The 16,367-nt window shown below is 67.6% G+C and carries 11 protein-coding genes and 1 tRNA gene; 10 read left to right on the plus strand and 2 right to left on the minus strand.

What is annotated here, in order from left to right; all coding sequences use genetic code 11:
• The first annotated feature begins 53 nt into the window (after positions 1-53).
• On the plus strand, positions 54-992 hold the full coding sequence (gene nudC, locus ACQ3HB_RS12085; RefSeq protein WP_430920308.1) for an NAD(+) diphosphatase: 939 nt from the start codon (positions 54-56) through the stop codon (positions 990-992).
• Positions 989-2,725: an ATP-dependent helicase gene (locus tag ACQ3HB_RS12090; protein ID WP_430920309.1), complete on the plus strand. Its 1,737-nt coding sequence runs from the start codon at positions 989-991 to the stop codon at positions 2,723-2,725. The genes nudC and ACQ3HB_RS12090 overlap by 4 nt, the downstream gene beginning before the upstream one ends.
• Positions 2,726-3,624: 899 nt before the next feature.
• Here the strand turns inward: ACQ3HB_RS12090 and ACQ3HB_RS12095 are convergent.
• Positions 3,625-5,103 carry a zinc-dependent metalloprotease gene (locus ACQ3HB_RS12095; protein WP_430920310.1) on the minus strand — a complete coding sequence of 493 codons (1,479 nt, stop codon included), beginning with the start codon at positions 5,101-5,103 and terminating at the stop codon, positions 3,625-3,627.
• Between the two features lie 121 nt (positions 5,104-5,224).
• On the opposite strand from ACQ3HB_RS12095, the gene ACQ3HB_RS12100 reads away from it, so the two are divergent.
• The 7 genes from ACQ3HB_RS12100 (at position 5,225) to ACQ3HB_RS12130 (ending at position 14,330) form a co-directional block, all read left to right on the plus strand.
• Positions 5,225-6,364, plus strand: a complete 1,140-nt coding sequence (locus ACQ3HB_RS12100; RefSeq protein ID WP_430920311.1) for a YlbL family protein — start codon at positions 5,225-5,227, stop codon at positions 6,362-6,364.
• Positions 6,365-6,434: 70 nt separating this feature from the next.
• Positions 6,435-9,365, plus strand: coding sequence for a UPF0182 family membrane protein (locus tag ACQ3HB_RS12105; protein ID WP_430920312.1), 2,931 nt, complete (start codon positions 6,435-6,437; stop codon positions 9,363-9,365).
• Between the two features lie 143 nt (positions 9,366-9,508).
• Positions 9,509-10,441, plus strand: a complete 933-nt coding sequence (locus ACQ3HB_RS12110; RefSeq protein ID WP_430920313.1) for a class I SAM-dependent methyltransferase — start codon at positions 9,509-9,511, stop codon at positions 10,439-10,441.
• A complete protein-coding gene (locus tag ACQ3HB_RS12115) occupies positions 10,438-11,472 on the plus strand; it encodes a zinc-dependent alcohol dehydrogenase family protein (RefSeq protein WP_430920314.1) in 1,035 nt (344 codons plus the stop codon). Before ACQ3HB_RS12110 ends, ACQ3HB_RS12115 begins: the two co-directional genes overlap by 4 nt.
• Positions 11,473-11,657: 185 nt before the next feature.
• Positions 11,658-11,731 (plus strand) — tRNA-Met (locus ACQ3HB_RS12120).
• A 194-nt stretch (positions 11,732-11,925) separates the two neighbouring features.
• A complete protein-coding gene (locus ACQ3HB_RS12125) occupies positions 11,926-12,585 on the plus strand; it encodes a TetR/AcrR family transcriptional regulator (protein WP_430920315.1) in 660 nt (219 codons plus the stop codon).
• A complete protein-coding gene (locus tag ACQ3HB_RS12130) occupies positions 12,582-14,330 on the plus strand; it encodes an MDR family MFS transporter (RefSeq protein ID WP_430920316.1) in 1,749 nt (582 codons plus the stop codon). Before ACQ3HB_RS12125 ends, ACQ3HB_RS12130 begins: the two co-directional genes overlap by 4 nt.
• Before the next feature lie 255 nt (positions 14,331-14,585).
• On the opposite strand, the gene ald is transcribed toward ACQ3HB_RS12130, so the two are convergent.
• The gene (gene ald, locus ACQ3HB_RS12135) at positions 14,586-15,713 is read right to left on the minus strand and encodes an alanine dehydrogenase (RefSeq protein ID WP_430920317.1); all 1,128 of its coding nucleotides are present in this window, start codon (positions 15,711-15,713) and stop codon (positions 14,586-14,588) included.
• Positions 15,714-15,824: 111 nt separating this feature from the next.
• On the opposite strand from ald, the gene ACQ3HB_RS12140 reads away from it, so the two are divergent.
• Positions 15,825-16,361 (plus strand): Lrp/AsnC family transcriptional regulator, encoded by a 537-nt coding sequence (locus tag ACQ3HB_RS12140; RefSeq protein WP_430920318.1) that lies wholly within the window; start codon positions 15,825-15,827, stop codon positions 16,359-16,361.
• Positions 16,362-16,367: the final 6 nt, after the last annotated feature.

Genomic DNA, 16,367 nt, shown 5'->3' on the forward strand with positions numbered 1-16,367 from the left:
TACGTGGCCGTCCCGGTGAGTCTCTGCTCGCCACGCCCTCGGAGAGGTTGTCCATGACGATTCAGGTTCGCGCGCTCGCCAGTCTTCCTCTGGCGAGGGGCGGGCTCGACCGGCACGGCGAGGTCCGTTCCGAGCCGGACCTGCTCGACCGTCTCCGGCACGACCCGAACGTCCGGGTGATGGTGCTGAGCGATCGACGCGCCCTCGTCGCCGGTGGCCGACTCGACCTCGTGACGAGCGCCGGGCTTCCGGAGCCGGAGCTCCTCGTCTACCTCGGCCGCACGATCGACGACGAGCCCGGCCTCGCCGCGGGGACGGGCATCCTCCTGTGGGTGCTCGACTCCGCATCCGCTGAGCAGGTCGCCGTCGGCGACGACCGCTGGCTCGATCTCCGTCGCAGCGGACATCTGCTGCCGGACCGCGACGTCGGCATGTTCGCGACGGCGCTCGCGATCTCCGGTTGGCACCGCTCCGACCGCTTCTGCCCCAAATGCGGTTCCGAGACCACGATCCGGAATGCCGGGTGGGGACGCCACTGCCCCGTCGACAACAGCGAGCTGTTCCCACGCATGGACCCGGCGGTCATCGTCGCGGTCGTCGACCGCGACGGCAGGCTCCTGCTCGGCTCGAACGCCATGTGGGAGCACAACCGTTTCTCGCTGCTCGCCGGGTACGTCGATGCCGGTGAGTCGCTCGAACAGGCCGTCGTCCGCGAGGTCTTCGAGGAGTCCGGGATGCTCGTCGAATCGCCCGTCTACCTCGGCTCGCAGCCGTGGCCGTTCCCTCGATCGCTCATGCTCGGGTTCGTCGCCCAGCTCGCCGAGACGCAGGACGCCGAGCTGCTCGTGCCCGACGGCGAGGAGATCCTCGACCTGCGCTGGTTCACGAAGGACGAGTTGGAGAACCCCGACAGCGGTGTGATCCTGCCCGGTCCGTCCTCGATCGCGCGTGCGGTCATCGACGACTGGTTGTCCGGGACCTGGGACCGATGAGCTCTCCCGCAGAACTCCTCGCCGGACTCGATCCGGACCAGGCGGTCGCCGCTGAGGCCCTCCGGGGCCCCGTGTGCATGCTGGCCGGCGCAGGAACGGGCAAGACCCGGGCGATCACGCATCGCATCGCCTACGGTGTCGCCACCGGGACCTATACGGCGTCGCGCGTCATGGCGCTCACCTTCACGAGCCGTGCCGCGGCGGAACTCCGTGGCCGCTTGCGCGGGCTGGGCGCGGAAGGCGTGTCCGCGCGGACCTTCCATGCTTCGGCGCTCTCGCAGCTGAACTTCTTCTGGCCGCAGGTCGTCGGAGGCCAGGTCCCCGGCCTCGTCGAGAGCAAGGGTCGAGTGCTCGGCCACGCGGCCGAACGACTGAAGCTCCGCGTCGACACGGCTACGCTTCGCGACGTCGCGGCGGAGATCGAGTGGCGCAAGGTCTCCGGCCTCACCCTCGACCAGTACGCGGCCGCCGGCCGCCCGGCGGTCCAACAGCTCGACATGTCCCAGCTCGTGGACCTCCAGCGCACCTACGAACAGCTGAAGGACGAACGTCGACGCATCGACTTCGAGGACGTCCTGCTCGCGTGCGCAGGCATGATCGAGGCCGAGCCGTCGGTGGCGATGCAGGTCCACGAGCAGTACCGCTTCTTCGTCGTCGACGAGTACCAGGACGTCTCGCCGCTCCAGCACCGCCTCCTCGAATTGTGGCTGGGCGGCAGGCGCGACGTGTGCGTCGTCGGCGACGCGAGCCAGACGATCTACTCCTTCGCGGGCGCCAAAGCGGACTACCTGCTCGACTTCCCCAACCGGTACAGCGATGCCACGGTCGTGCGCCTCGAACGCAACTACCGGTCCTCTGCGCCCGTCGTCGGCGCGGCGAACGCGCTCATGCGGGGTCGCCCCGGCGCACTGCAGCTGTCCGCCGTCAGATCCGAAGTCGGCGCCCCGGGCTCCATTGCAGCCGCGACCGATGAACCGGCCGTAGAGCTCCGCTCCTACCCGAACGAGCTCTCGGAGGCGCGCGGCGTCGCATCGCTCATCCTCGATCAGATCGCCGCCGGTGTGCAGCCGTCAGAGATCGCCATCCTGTACCGCATCAACGTGCAGGCCGCAGCGCTCGAGACGGCGCTCACGGAAGCGGGTGTGAGCTACGTCATGCACGGTTCCAAGCGGTTCTTCGAACTCCCGGAGGTGCGTCAAGCGCTTCTGCAGCTGCGTGCCGCATCGGTGTCGATCAGCGGGGAGCCGCTCTTCAAATCGGTGAGCGACGTCCTGCGGTCCCTCGGGTGGAGCCAGGACCCGCCGGAAGCCGGCGGCGCCGTGCGCGACCGGTGGGAGTCCCTCAACGCGATCATGGGGCTCGTCGACCAGGCGGCGCCCGATACGACGTTCCGCGCGTTCACTGACGAGCTGCTCATCCGCCAGGCCGCTCAGCACGAGCCGACCGTCGAGGCGGTCACCCTCGCGACCCTGCACTCGGCGAAGGGCCTCGAATGGGACGCCGTGCACCTCATCGGCCTGTCCGAGGGGTATCTCCCGATCTCCTACGCGAAGACCTTCGATCAGGCTGACGAGGAGCGGCGACTGCTCTACGTCGGCATCACACGGTCGCGGTCCCGGCTGAGCCTGTCGTGGTCGGAGTCGCAGTCGCGGGGTGGTCGTCGAGATCCGTCTCGGTTCCTGGCAGAGATCGGCATGCGCACCGCGAGTGCGGCCGGACGCCGTTCAGCGTGACGACGCCCGTTCCCGCATCGATCACCACCTGACTCGATCTGAGGGCGTGCGCCGATGCGCCTGATGCGTCGAGGAGGATGCGGGCCACGCGGGTGGCGCACTCCGCGCTGACGAGCGCCGTCTCGATGGGGGAGGTGCGGGCCAGGAGTTGTGAAGCGATCGCCGGCCAGGCGGGGTCGGCATCGACGTGCGCGCGATCGAGGCAGTAGAGGCACGGCGACGAGCCGGGCACGACGAACGGGCCGATGCGGGCCACCCGGTCGCCGAAGACGATGGGCAGGTGGGGCACGTCGTCGCGCAGCCAGCGCGCGTACCGGCCGGGCCGGATGACGTACTGCGCCGACAGGACGGCGACGTCGACGACTTCGTCTCGGCGGTCGACGAGGTCGACGTGCGGTCCGAGCAGGGTGCGGAGCCGCCCTGCTGTCGGCCCGTCGCCGTCGACGACGACGCGGGCTCGCCGGGGGAGTGCGCACGCGTTCGGCGCAGCATCGGATCGTTCCGGCGCGGATTCGATGACGGGACCGAGCGCCGCGATGACCGAAGCGGCCTGAGCGGCCGTCGTGCCGACCATCCCGGCCAAACGATCGGACAGGCGGGAGTCGACGCCGCTCTGCAGTGCGGCGACGATCCGCTCCGTCGCGGTGTCGACCCCCTCGAGGACGACGAGCGCTTCGTCAACGCCGAACTGGAGGGTCCTGGGCGTGCGCCAGACGAGCGGGACGCTTGAGGGGATCCGTTTGATCATCACCCGATCTTCGCGTGATCGGCCGATGCGGCGTGCGGACTCTCCACAGGCGGCTCCGCCGGACGACCATCGTCAGCGCGGACGGGCCCGCATACACGAGTGCGCCGCCCTGCCGAAGCCGGGCGGCGCACCGAATCGTGTGGTGCCGTGCTCAGACGGGCGGGCCGTCCGTGCCGGTCCGGCCGTCATCCCGCTTCGGATCGTCGGTGGGATCCGATGCGGAACTCGACTCGGAGCCCGAACCGGAATCCGCGTCGGACGCAGCACCTGTGGCGGAGTCGACCTCTGCGGCGCCGTCCGCGGCATCGGCTTCCCCGCGGAGGAGATCCTCCAGCGCGAGGTCCATCTCGTCCTGGGCGGGCTGTTCGCCGCGCGAGACGGCTTCCATGCGTGCGACGAGGGCGTCCGGTGCGTCGACGTCGTCGCCTGTGGGGACGAGGTCGGGGTGCGACCAGAGGGTGTCGCGTTGCTCGGCGCCCACCGCGTCGGTCACGCGCTGCCACATGGCCGCAGCCTCACGGAGCCGGCGGGGGCGGAGTTCGAGACCGACGAGCGCGCCGAGGGCCTGCTCGGCGGGCCCACCAGCGGCACGACGACGACGGACCGTCTCCGCGATCGACGCGGACTTCGGCAGACGGACCGTCGCGGCAGCGGTGACGACATCGACCCAGCCCTCGATGAGGGCGAGCGTCGTCTCGAGCCTCGCGAGGCTCGCCTCCTGCTGTTCCGTACGGGCCGGGATGAGCGAACCGCTCACCATGGCGTCGCGCAGTTCCTCCGGGTTCGACGGGTCGAAGCTCTCGGCGAGCTCCTCCAGTCGGTCGGTGTCGATGCGGATGCCGCGCGCGAACTCCGTGATGGAGGAGATGAGGTGCAGCCGCAGCCACTTCGCGTGGCGGAACAGGCGAGCGTGCGCCAATTCACGGACCGCGAGGTAGATCTGGATCTGGTCGTCCGAGATGTCGAGTCCGTCACCGAACTCCGCGACGTTCTGCGGGACGAGAGCGGCCTCGTTCTCATCGAGCAGGGGGAGCCCGACGTCACCGCCGGAGACGACCTCGCGGGCCAGCTGCCCGACGACCTGGCCGAGCTGCAGAGCGAACAGCGTGCCGCCGACGCCGCGGACGAGTTGTCCGGCGTTGGCGATCACGCCGCGCAGTTCCTCCGGAGCACGCTCACTGAGGACGTCCGTGAGGGCGTTGGCGATGCTCGTGGCGACCGGCTCGGCCAGCTGGGTCCAGACGGGCATGGTCTTCGTGGCCCATCTGGCGCGCGTGAACAGCTGTGGTTCGCTCGAGAGCTCGGCCACGTACGTGACGTCGGCGAGCCACAGCGATGCGATGTGGAATGCCTGCTCGAGCTGCTCGCGACGGGCCGGCGAGGTGTCCTCGGATCCCTCCGATGCGATGGTCTTCGCCTGCTGCAGGGCGAGATCCCAATTGATGCCGCCACCACCGTTCTGGATGGCGCCCTGAAGCTGCGCCATGAGCGCTGCGAGGCTTGCGGGATCATTGGGCAGGCCGGCGGCGCCGGCCAGTTGGCTCGCGTCGAACGAGCCGTTTCCGGACATCAGTTCGCGCAGCATGTCGCGGAACTCGTCCTCCGGACTCTTGTCGGGTTCCTCTGGCACGTCAGCCGCCTCTCAGATAGCTCCTAGCTGCTCTGTCTACGCTAGTCGCACCTCGCTGGACATTGGCCGGGGTATGGTTGGTCGGGTTTCAGCCCACCGCGAACAGTCCCGAAAGGAACGCATGTCGCTCTTTGCCGACGATGCCCAGAACACCTCGTTGTCGGCACCAGCGAACATCCGTCCCCGTCGTCGACGGGGACGATTCGGTTGGGGCGCACTCATCGGATCCCTCGTGATCCTCGGCGTCCTGTCCGCGGTTCCCGCCCCGTACGTCATCGAACAGCCGGGCCCCGTGTTCAACGTGCTCGGCACGGTCGAGAACGACGGCGACAAGGTGCCGCTCATCGAAGTGCACGACACGGAGACCTACAAGACCACCGGCGCACTCGACATGCTGACCGTGCAGGTCGTCGGCAACCCGCAGCGCAGCCCCGGCTGGCTCGACGTCGTCTCCGCCTGGTTCGACTCGAGCCGCGCGGTCGTCCCGATGTCCGTCTACTACCCGCCGGGGGTCACGAGCAAGCAGCGTGACCAGCAGAACGCCGCGCTCATGGTCGACTCGCAGCAGGACGCGGTCGCCGCGGCCCTTCGCCACCTCGACTACACGGTCCCGGAGCACGTCGCCGTCGCGGCCGTCTCGGAGAAGTCCCCGGCCGACGGCAAGCTCAAGCTCAAGGACGAGATCGTCTCCGTGAACGGCACGCCGGTCACGGGCCTCGACAACCTGCGCTCCATCATCCAGGACAACGGCACGGACAAGGCGGCGACGTTCGACATCGTCCGCGACGGCGTCGCGAGCACGGTCGAGATCGTGCCGACCACGGCGACCGCGGCGGACGGCACGACGAGCGCCGTCGTCGGCATCGGCACGGCCGTCAACTACGACTTCCCGGTCGACATCTCGATCCAGCTCGACAACGTCGGCGGCCCGAGCGCCGGCATGATGTTCGCACTCGGCATGATCGACAAGCTCACGCCGGGCGAGCTCACCGGGGGAGAGCACATCGCCGGGACCGGCACGATCGACGCCTCCGGCACGGTCGGCGGCATCGGCGGCATCCGGCAGAAGATGTTCGGCGCCAAGGACGCGGGCGCGGACTGGTTCCTCGCACCTGCCTCGAACTGCAACGAGGTCGTCGGGCACATCCCGGACGGCCTGAAGGTCTTCGCGGTGAACACGCTCGACGATTCGATCGCCGCACTCACGGCGATCGCCGATCACGGCGACACGAGCAAGCTCCCCACGTGTTCAGCTAGCTGATCCTGTTCGGCGCTCTCTCAGCCCGGGCGATCTAGGATGGACGGACGACCGCTACCTGAAGAGGCCATACGTGACATCCGCAGCAGAGAAGCCCCTGTCCGCACCGCGCAGACGCGCCCCGATAGCGATCACCGTCGCGATCATCGCAGCGCTCCTCGTGGCGTTCTTCGTCTTCGCCGGGTTCTACTCCGACTACCTCTGGTTCGACCAGCTCGGGTACACGGGTGTCCTGACGACGCAGTGGATCGCCGCGATCGCCATGTTCCTCATCGGGTTCGCCGGCATGGCCGTCCCCGTCTGGGCCGCGATCGAGATCTCGTACCGGCTCCGCCCCGTCTACGCGAAGCTCAGTTCGCAGGTCGACCGCTACCAGCAGGTCGTCGAGCCGCTCCGTCGTCTCGCCACCTACGGCATCCCCGCGCTCTTCGGTCTCTTCGGCGGCGTCGCCGCGGCGTCCCGTTGGCAGCTCGCGCTGCTCTGGCTGAACGGCGTGCCCTCCGGCACGACCGACCCCCAGTTCCACCTCGACATGTCGTTCTACCTGTTCGACCTGCCGTTCTACCGCGCCGTGGTCGCCTTCGCGTCGGCCGTGATCCTCATCGGCCTCATCGCCACGGTCGTCGTCGCCTACCTCTACGGAGGCATCCGCGTCGTCAGCCGTGAAGTGTGGATCTCGATGGCCGCGCGCGTCCAGATCTCGATCATGGCCGGCCTCTACCTGCTCCTGCAGGCGGTCAGCCTCTGGCTCGACCAGTACACGACGCTCAACGACACCGGCACGCTCATCACGGGCGCCGCCTACACCGACGTCTTCGCGACGATCCCCGGGCGCATCATCCTCGCCGGCATCGCCGCGCTCGTCGCCGTCCTCTTCATCGTGACCGCGTTCACGGGACGCTGGCGCCTGCCGCTCGTCGGCACCGCGCTCCTCATCGTGTCCTCGCTCATCATCGGCAGCCTCTACCCGTGGATCGTCCAGCGCTTCCAGGTGGAGCCGAACGCCAAGCAGCTCGAGACGCCGTACATCCAGCGCAACATCGACCTCACACGCGACGCCTATGACGTGTCGAACGTGGAGGAAGAGGAGTACGACGCCACCACGACGGCGAACCCCGGCGCTCTGCGTCAGGACGCCGAGACGACCGCCAACATCCGCATCATCGACCCGTCGCTCGTGAGCGACTCGGTGGCGCAGCTCGAGCAGTTCAAGCAGTTCTACTCGTTCGGCAAGAAGCTCGACGTCGACCGTTACACGATCGACGGCAAGACCCAGGACGCCGTCGTCGCCGTCCGTGAACTGGACCTTGGCGGTCTCGATAACGCCCAATCGTGGGTCAACAACACGGTCGTCTACACGCACGGGTACGGCATGGTCGCCGCGTACGGCAACCAGCGCTCCGCCTCCGGTGAGCCCGTGTTCTTCGAGTCCGGCATCCCCACCTCCGGCGCCCTCGGCAAGTTCGAGCCGCGCGTGTACTTCGGTGAGCAGTCGCCCAAGTACTCGATCGTCGGAGCCCCCAAGGGCGCCTCGCCCGTCGAACTCGACTACCCGTCGGGCACGCAGGGTGAATCGCAGACCTACACGACCTTCGACGGCGACGGCGGGCCCAAGCTCGACAACGTCTTCAAGAAGCTCATCTACGCGCTCAAGTTCCAGTCGGAGCAGATCTTCCTCTCCGACTCGGTCAACAACCAGTCGCAGATCCTCTACGACCGCGACCCGCTCACCCGTGTGGAGAAGGTCGCGCCGTACCTGACGCTCGACTCCGACCCGTACCCCTCGGTCGTGGACGGCAAGATCGTCTGGATCGTCGACGGCTACACCACGAGCGCGAACTACCCGTACTCGAAGACCGTGAGCCTCTCGGACACGATCTCCGACTCGGTGACGCCCGTGCAGAACTACGCCCTCGACGACATCAACTACATCCGCAACTCGGTGAAGGCCACGGTCGACGCCTACGACGGCAAGGTCACGCTCTACAGCTGGGACGACAAGGACCCGGTCCTCAAGACCTGGCAGAAGATCTTCCCCTCGACGGTGAAGCCGATGTCCGACATGTCTGGCGACCTGATGAGCCACGTCCGGTACCCGGCCGACCTCTTCAAGGTGCAGCGCGCAATCCTCGGCCAGTACCACGTCACGAACGCCGGTTCGTTCTACTCGAGCGAGGACGCGTGGGTCACACCCAACGACCCGCAGTCGACCGAGACGAGCAAGACGTTCCAGCCGCCGTACTACCTGACCATGCAGTTGCCCGGTCAGAAGGAACCGTCGTTCTCGCTGTACTCGACGTACATCCCCCGTCAGGGCGGTGAGAAGTCGAGGAACGTGTTGACCGGCTACCTGGCCGTCGATGCCGATGCCGGCGACACGGCCGGCAAACGAGGCGACGGCTACGGCAAGATCAAGCTCCTGACGCTGCCGAAGGACGACACCGTTCCCGGTCCCGGGCAAGTGCAGAACAGTTTCAACTCGGACCCGAGCGTCTCGAGTCAGATCAACATCCTGAAACAGGGTCAGACGGACGTCTTGAACGGCAACCTGCTGACACTGCCCGTCGGTGGCGGTCTGCTCTACGTCCAGCCGGTGTACGTCCAGTCGACCGGTGACACGCGCTTCCCGCTGCTGCAGAAGGTGCTCGTCGCCTTCGGCGACAAGATCGCGTTCGAGAACACCCTCGACGAGGCGCTCGACGTACTCTTCGGCGGTGACTCGGGTGCGGCCGCCGGTGACACCGGTGTGCCGGGAGACTCCGGCGCCGGAGCGGGCACCGGGGACACCGGGACCGGTTCCGACACTGGCTCCGACGGATCCACGACTCCGACGACCGGTGACCCGGCGAAGGATGCGCAGCTCCGTTCGTTCCTGAACGACGCCAAGCAGGCCATGCTCGACAAGGACGCCGCCCTCAAGGCCGGCGACTGGACCGCGTACGGCGCCGCCGACGCCAAGCTGAACTCCGCACTGGCCTCGGCCCTGGCGCTGATCAACGGCTGATGCACGACGTATGACCGACGACGGCCGCACCTGGATCAGGTGCGGCCGTCGTCGTCTCCGGCCGGACATCGAGCGCCGAGCCGCACACACACCGAGCGACGAGACGACCTCGCCGAACGAACGATCCGAAGGACAGAACAACGATGACCGGTGAACAGACCGTCGATCGGCACGAGGGAGAGTGGTTGGACCGCAACCTCGCCAATTGGGATGAGCGCGTCGCCGTCCACCTGGGGAGCGGCGGCTACGACCTGACCCGTCTCCGTGCAGGACGGGGCGGGCTCAACCGTCTCGAGGAACACGAGCTCGCCGAGCTGTTCCCGGTGGCCGACGGTGCCGACGCGAGCGAGCAGTTTGCCGACCAACGGATCCTGCACCTCCAATGCCACTTCGGGGCGGACACGCTGTCGCTCGCACAGCGGGGAGCGACCGTCGTCGGGATCGACTTCTCCCATGAGGCCGTCCTGGCCGCTCGGAACCTCGCGCGCGAGCTGGGGCTGTCGGACCATGCGCGCTTCATCGAGGCCAACGTCTACGACGCGCGGCACATCCTGCCGGAGCCGGAATCGTTCGACGTCGTCTACATCACGTGGGGAACGACCGGCTGGCTGCCCGACATCGCCGAGTGGGCGCGGATCATCGAGTGGTATCTGAAGCCGGGCGGCGTCCTCTACTACGCCGACGGGCACCCGACGGCGTACGTCTTCGAGGGCGGCGCCGTGGAAGCAGGCGACGACGGCGCCGAGCGCGTGCGGATGCTGGACTTCGCATTCCCCTACGGGAAGACGACTCCGGACGTGATCGACGACCCCTCCGACTACGCGGACGGTGATGCGAGACTCGCGAACAGCACGACGTGGGAGTGGATGCATCCGGTCTCGGAGCTCTTCGGATCGTTGCGCGCGACCGGTCTCACGATCGACCGCCTCGCTGAGCACTACGAAGTGCCGTGGAAGATGTTCGACGCGCTCGTCCCGCTGGGCGAGGGCATGTGGGGGTGGCGAGAGGACGCGCGGTGGTTGCCGTTGGCGTTGTCGATCGTCGCCCGGAAACCGAGTGGAGGAACCATCCGATGAAGGCGATCCAGTTCAACGCGCCCGGGGACGTCACGCTCGTCGACCGCCCGGACCCCGTTCTCGTCCACGACACCGATGTGATCGTGCGGGTCGCGGCGACGTGCGTGTGCGGGAGCGACCTGTGGCCGTACCGCGGAGAGACGCCGCGCCACGCGGGCAGCCCGATCGGCCACGAGTTCATCGGGACGGTCGAGCAGTCGGGGTCCGCGGTCGCCTCGCTCGCCGTCGGGGACTTCGTCATCGCGCCGTTCACCTACAACGACGGAACGTGTCCGGACTGCCTGGTCGGCATGACGAGCGTGTGCAAGCACGGCGGGATCTGGGGCGCGGGCGGGAACGACGGCGGGCAGGGCGAGTTCGTCCGAGTCCCGTTCGCCGATGCGACGCTCGTGACGGTGCCGGGCGGTCGCCCGGACGACAGCAGGCTGCCGTCGCTGCTCGCACTGTCCGATGTGTTCGGGACCGGGCATCACGCGGCGGTCTCCGCGGGTGTCGTCCAGGGGTCGACCGTCGCGGTCGTCGGTGACGGAGCAGTGGGACTCTCCGGCGTGCTCGCTGCGAAGCGCTTGGGTGCAGGGCGCATCATCGCGCTCAGCCGCCACCCGGAACGGCAGGCGATCGCACGCGAGTTCGGCGCCACCGAGATCGTCTCGGTGCGTGGGGACGAAGCCGTCGCCGCGGTTCTCGACCTGACCGATGGCGTGGGCGTGGACGCATCGCTCGAATGCGTGGGAACGGGGCAGGCGATGTCGACGGCGTTCGCCATCGCGCGTCCCGGCTCGACGGTCGGGTTCGTCGGCGTCCCGCACGGCGTGGAGCTGCCGATCCGTGACATGTTCGACCGCAACATCGGCCTCAGCGGGGGAGTGGCGCCGGTTCGGGCCTACCTGCCGGAACTCCTCGCGGACGTCCTTGCAGGTCTGATCGATCCCGGACGCGTCTTTGACTTCACGACGGCCCTCGACGGGATCCCGGACGGGTACCGGGCCATGGACGAACGTCGTGCGGTCAAGGCAATGGCGATCCTCTAGTTCATCGCGCGTAACTCCTTCATATCGGCAGAGGCAAACCTGGTCGTCCGCGGAATTCCGGGGGCGACCAGGTTTGCCGTGCTCGAATCGAAGGAGTTGCGCTTGACGCCGACACGCCCGAGGTGAACGGTTGGGGGCGCTCGATTCGCGTGCTCCGAAGCTGCGTGATAGTCTTTCTCTTGTGACGCAGGGTGGAGCAGTTCGGTAGCTCGCTGGGCTCATAACCCAGAGGTCGTAGGTTCAAATCCTGCCCCTGCAACAGAAGAAAACATCCCGTCCCTTTCGAGGGGCGGGATGTTTTCGTTGTGCCCGGTGAATGCGCTCGCCGATGTGCCGATGTAGCTGGCGCTGGCGCTGGCGATCGCGGATGCGTACGCGGAGCAAGCTGAGAAATTGCTGCACTCCTGCAAAAATGCATTTGTGCAAAAATGCGAACACTGCAATAATTGACGCATGTCAACCAATCGTCATGACGCGAACTGCGCAGGACCCGGGGCCCTCGGCCTCCGGGACCGCAAACGCATCGAGACGCGACGCAACCTCGAAGAAGCCGCCGTCCGGCTCGCCCTGGACGACGGCATCGAGAACGCCACCATCGATGCGATCAGCGAACGGGCCGGCGTCTCCTCCCGCACCTTCTTCAACTACTTCGACAGTAAGGAAGACGCGATCCTCGGCACCCAGCCGATCGAGATCGACGACGAACTGCTGCGCGAACACGCGGCCAGATACGATGGCGCCGACTCGGTCGAAGCCGTCGTCGGACTCCTCTTCACCGTCTTCGGGCCGGCCATCAGTGACACGGCGGCCCACCGGAACCGTGTGGAGATCCTCCAGCGCTATCCGCAACTCATCAGCCGCCAGCTCGCTCAGATGAACCGGGTGAATGAACAACTGATCACCGCGGCGTACGAGCTCCTCGCGCACCGCGATCCCATCCCCGGCGTACCGGAGATCGATCGATCCACAGCCGAAGTGATCCTCGGGTACTGCTTCAGCGCCATGCGTGTCGTGGCGAGGGAGTGGCTCGTCCACGACGGCCCGGACGACCCCCACCTCTTCGAGCGGCGAACCATCGCCCTCGTCCGAACCACCAGCGAAAGACTTCGATGACCAACACCTCCACGGGCGCCGTATCCACGGTGTCCGCATCAAGCGAGCCCTCCGGATCGGCGAACGCCGGTGCCGCGAACGGCTCAAAACGCCACATCCTGCTGATCTTCGCAGGACTCATGGTCACGATGCTGCTCGCATCGCTCGACCAGACGATCTTCTCGACCGCCCTCCCGACCATCGTCGGCGAGCTCAACGGCGTCGACCACATGCTGTGGGTCACCACGGCGTACATCCTCGCGTCCACGATCATGCTGCCGGTCTACGGCAAGCTCGGCGACCTCATCGGTCGCAAGGGCCTGTTCATCGGTGCGATCGCCCTCTTCATCGCCGGTTCCATCGTCGGTGGCATGGCGACCGACATGACGTGGCTCATCACGGGTCGCGCGATCCAGGGCCTCGGCGGCGGTGGGCTGATGATCCTCTCGCAGGCGATCATCGCCGACGTCGTCCCCGCCCGTGAGCGCGGTCGCTACATGGGCATCATGGGTGGCGTCTTCGCCCTCTCGTCCGTCGCCGGTCCGCTCCTCGGCGGCTGGTTCACGGAAGGCATCGGCTGGCGCTGGGCGTTCTGGATGAACATCCCCCTCGGCATCCTCGCGATCGCCTCCGCCGCGTTCTTCCTGCGCCTGCCGAAGGTGGAGCACGACCGTCCGAAGCTCGACTTCGCGGGCATGGGCCTCCTCGCGCTCGCCTCGACCGGTCTCGTCCTCGTGACGACCTGGGGCGGCAGCACGTACGACTGGGACTCCGTCACGATCATCTCGCTCATCGCGGGAACGATCGTCGCAGCCATCGCCTTCGTGCTCGTCGAGCGCAAGGCCGCCGAGCCGATCATGCCGCTCACGCTCTTCCGCGACCGCAACTTCAACCTGACCACGATCGCAGGACTCATCACGGGCATCGCGATGTTCGGCGCCCTCGCCTACCTCCCCACCTACCTCCAGATGGTGACCGGGGTGAACGCGACCGAGGCCGGCTTCCTCATGATCCCGATGATGGCGGCTCTGCTCATCAGCTCGATCGTCACGGGCCAGCTCGTCTCCAAGACCGGTCGGTACAAGTGGATGCCGATCGTCGGCACCACGATCGTGGCCGTGGCACTCGTGCTGCTCTCCACGATGACGCCGGAGCTGCCGATCTGGATCCTCTGCACCTTCCTCGCGGTCATGGGCCTCGGGCTCGGCATGAGCATGCAGATCCTCATCCTCATCGTGCAGAACTCCTTCCCCGTCTCACAGGTGGGGACGGCGACCGCCTCGAACAACTACTTCCGCCAGATCGGCGCCTCGCTCGGCTCCGCGATCGTCGGCAGCCTGTTCGTCGCGAAGCTCACGGATCTCCTTGGGACGCGTCTCGGCGGAGGAGCAGGCGGCGGAGCGGACAGCAACTCGTTCACGCCGGCGGCCGTCCGTGCGCTGCCGAAGCCGGTTCGCGACATCGTGATCTCGAGCTACAACGACGCTCTGACGCCCGTGTTCCTCTACATGGTCCCGCTCGTGGTCGTCGCCGTGATCCTGCTGCTGTTCGTGCAGGAGAAGCCGCTCGCCACCACGATCGAGCGTGACGCGCTCCCCGAGTCCCTCGACATCGAAGGCGTCTCGACCGCTGCGCTCGCTCCGGCAGGTGCAGGCCAGGCCGCTGCCGCGGAGGGCGCTGCGGCAGCCGATGCTGACGCGGTCTCGACTGTGGCCGACAACGACCCCGTCGACGACGGGCTCGAACGGTCGGGCACCGGCCGCTAGTCGGTCACTGCACCATCCGCGAACGGCGGGGTCCACGATGCGTGGGCCCCGCCGTTTCGTCACTGGTCCGTGAGCTCGTCTCTTCCGGTCCCTGTGCTTGCCTGTTCCGGTCCCTGAGCTTGCCTGTTCCGGTCCCTGAGCTTGTCGAAGGGCGGGGCGATGTCGTGGGGCACTTCGACAGGCTCAGTGACCGGGTGTGGCTCAGTGACCGGGTGTGGCTCCGTGATCGGGTGCGGCTCAGTGACCGGGGCCGGGTCAGACGAGGGCGGCCTCTGCCGCAGCGAGCGGCGAGAGCGACGGCAGGTCGAACGCGGCAGCGACGCCCTCGTTCGTGATGATGCCTCCGTGCGCGTTCACGCCGGCCGCCAGCGCGGAGTCGTCAGTGATCGCCTGGCGCCACCCCTTGTCCGCGAGTGCGATGACGTAGGGGAGCGTCGCGTTCGTGAGGGCGCGCGTCGAGGTCTCCGGCACGGCCCCCGGCATGTTCGCGACGCAGTAGTAGAGGCTGTTGTGCACGGTGAACGTCGGGTCGTCGTGGGTGGTGGGGTGCGAACCCTCGAAGCAGCCGCCCTGGTCGATCGCGATGTCGACGAGTACCGATCCCGGCTTCATCGCGGCGACCATCTCATCCGTCACGAGCTTGGGCGCCTGCCGGCCGGGGATGAGCACGGAGCCGATGACGAGGTCCGCGTCCGTGAGCAGGTTCGCGATCTCGTAAGCGGAGGACGCGCGCGTCTGGACGGCTCCGCCGAACTGCACCTCGAGCTGGCGGAGGCGGGGGAGCGACACGTCGACGATCGTGACGTCGGCCTGCATACCGAGGGCGTTCGCGGCCGCGTGCTCACCGGCCACACCGCCGCCGATGACCACGACCTTCGCCTTGGGGGTGCCCGGGACGCCGCCGAGGAGGATGCCGCGGCCGCCCGCAGCCCGCATGAGGTGGTACGCGCCGACCTGCGTGGCGAGGCGTCCGGCGACCTCGCTCATGGGCTGCAGGAGCGGCAGTGAGCGGTTCGGCAGCTGGACGGTCTCGTAGGCGATCGCGGTCGTGCCGGAGGTGAGGATCGCATCGGTGCAGGCCCGCGACGCGGCGAGGTGGAGGTAGGTGAAGAGGATCTGGTCCGAACGCAGCATCGGGTACTCGGAGGCGATGGGCTCCTTGACCTTGAGGAGCAGTTCGGCCTCGGCCCAGACCTCGTCCGCGGTCTCCACGAGTCGTGCGCCCGCGGTCAGGTAGGCGTCGTCGCCGTTGCCCGATCCGATGCCCGCGCCGCGCTGGACGAGGACCTCGTGACCTCTGCGGACGAGCTCGTGCACGCCGGCGGGAGTCGCGGCGACTCGGTTCTCGTTGTTCTTGATCTCGGTGGGGATGCCGACACGCATCTGGAGTCCTCTCGTAGCGCGTCGACGACGCGGCTCTGCGTTCCGATTACTCTCCAATTCTGCATATTGTTCGTTTCGAAGAGATTTCCGCCGTGGAATCTGCGGAATCATATGTCAAGATTGCAGGAAAGATCAGTTTTCAGTCGATCGGAGACCCTCGTGGCGAACAATCTGCGCTTCCCGGCGGACCTCGACGACATCGATCGCGCCCTGCTCCGCATCCTCCAGGCGAACGCGAGGGCCACGAACGCGAGCATGGCGGAGGCCGTCGGCATCGCCCCGTCGACGTGCGTCGCCCGGGTGCGTTCGCTCGTCGATCGGGGTGTGATCACAGGGTTCACCGCGAGCATCGAGCCGGCGGCGATCGGGCTCGGGCTGCAGGCGCTCATCGCCGTGAACATCCGCGCCGGCGCCAGGCAGCGGATCGCCGAGTTCAGCGACTCGATCAGGGCGCTCCCCGATGTCGTCCAACTCTTCTTCCTGGGCGGTTCCGAGGACTTCATCATCCACGTTGCGGCCAGGGATAGTGCGCACGTCCGCGACTTCGTCGTCGAGCACCTCTCCGCCGATCCCGCCGTCGCGTCGACGAGGACGAGCGTGGTCTTCGATCACCATCATCACGGTCCTCCAGTGGCGGACACGCTCTGATACTCC

Origin of the sequence: Plantibacter lichenum, assembly GCF_050587525.1 — a bacterium.
GTDB lineage: Bacteria > Actinomycetota > Actinomycetes > Actinomycetales > Microbacteriaceae > Plantibacter.

Excerpts from the sequence above, each read along its gene's own strand:
- nudC (WP_430920308.1), top strand. The coding sequence starts at position 54 with ATGACGATTCAGGTTCGCGCGCTCGCCAGTCTTCCTCTGGCGAGGGGC.
- ACQ3HB_RS12090 (WP_430920309.1), top strand. The coding sequence starts at position 989 with ATGAGCTCTCCCGCAGAACTCCTCGCCGGACTCGATCCGGACCAGGCG.
- ACQ3HB_RS12100 (WP_430920311.1), top strand. The coding sequence starts at position 5,225 with ATGTCGCTCTTTGCCGACGATGCCCAGAACACCTCGTTGTCGGCACCA.
- ACQ3HB_RS12110 (WP_430920313.1), top strand. The coding sequence starts at position 9,509 with ATGACCGGTGAACAGACCGTCGATCGGCACGAGGGAGAGTGGTTGGAC.
- ACQ3HB_RS12115 (WP_430920314.1), top strand. The coding sequence starts at position 10,438 with ATGAAGGCGATCCAGTTCAACGCGCCCGGGGACGTCACGCTCGTCGAC.
- ACQ3HB_RS12125 (WP_430920315.1), top strand. The coding sequence starts at position 11,926 with ATGTCAACCAATCGTCATGACGCGAACTGCGCAGGACCCGGGGCCCTC.
- ACQ3HB_RS12130 (WP_430920316.1), top strand. The coding sequence starts at position 12,582 with ATGACCAACACCTCCACGGGCGCCGTATCCACGGTGTCCGCATCAAGC.
- ald (WP_430920317.1), bottom strand. The coding sequence starts at position 15,713 with ATGCGTGTCGGCATCCCCACCGAGATCAAGAACAACGAGAACCGAGTC.
- ACQ3HB_RS12140 (WP_430920318.1), top strand. The coding sequence starts at position 15,825 with ATGTCAAGATTGCAGGAAAGATCAGTTTTCAGTCGATCGGAGACCCTC.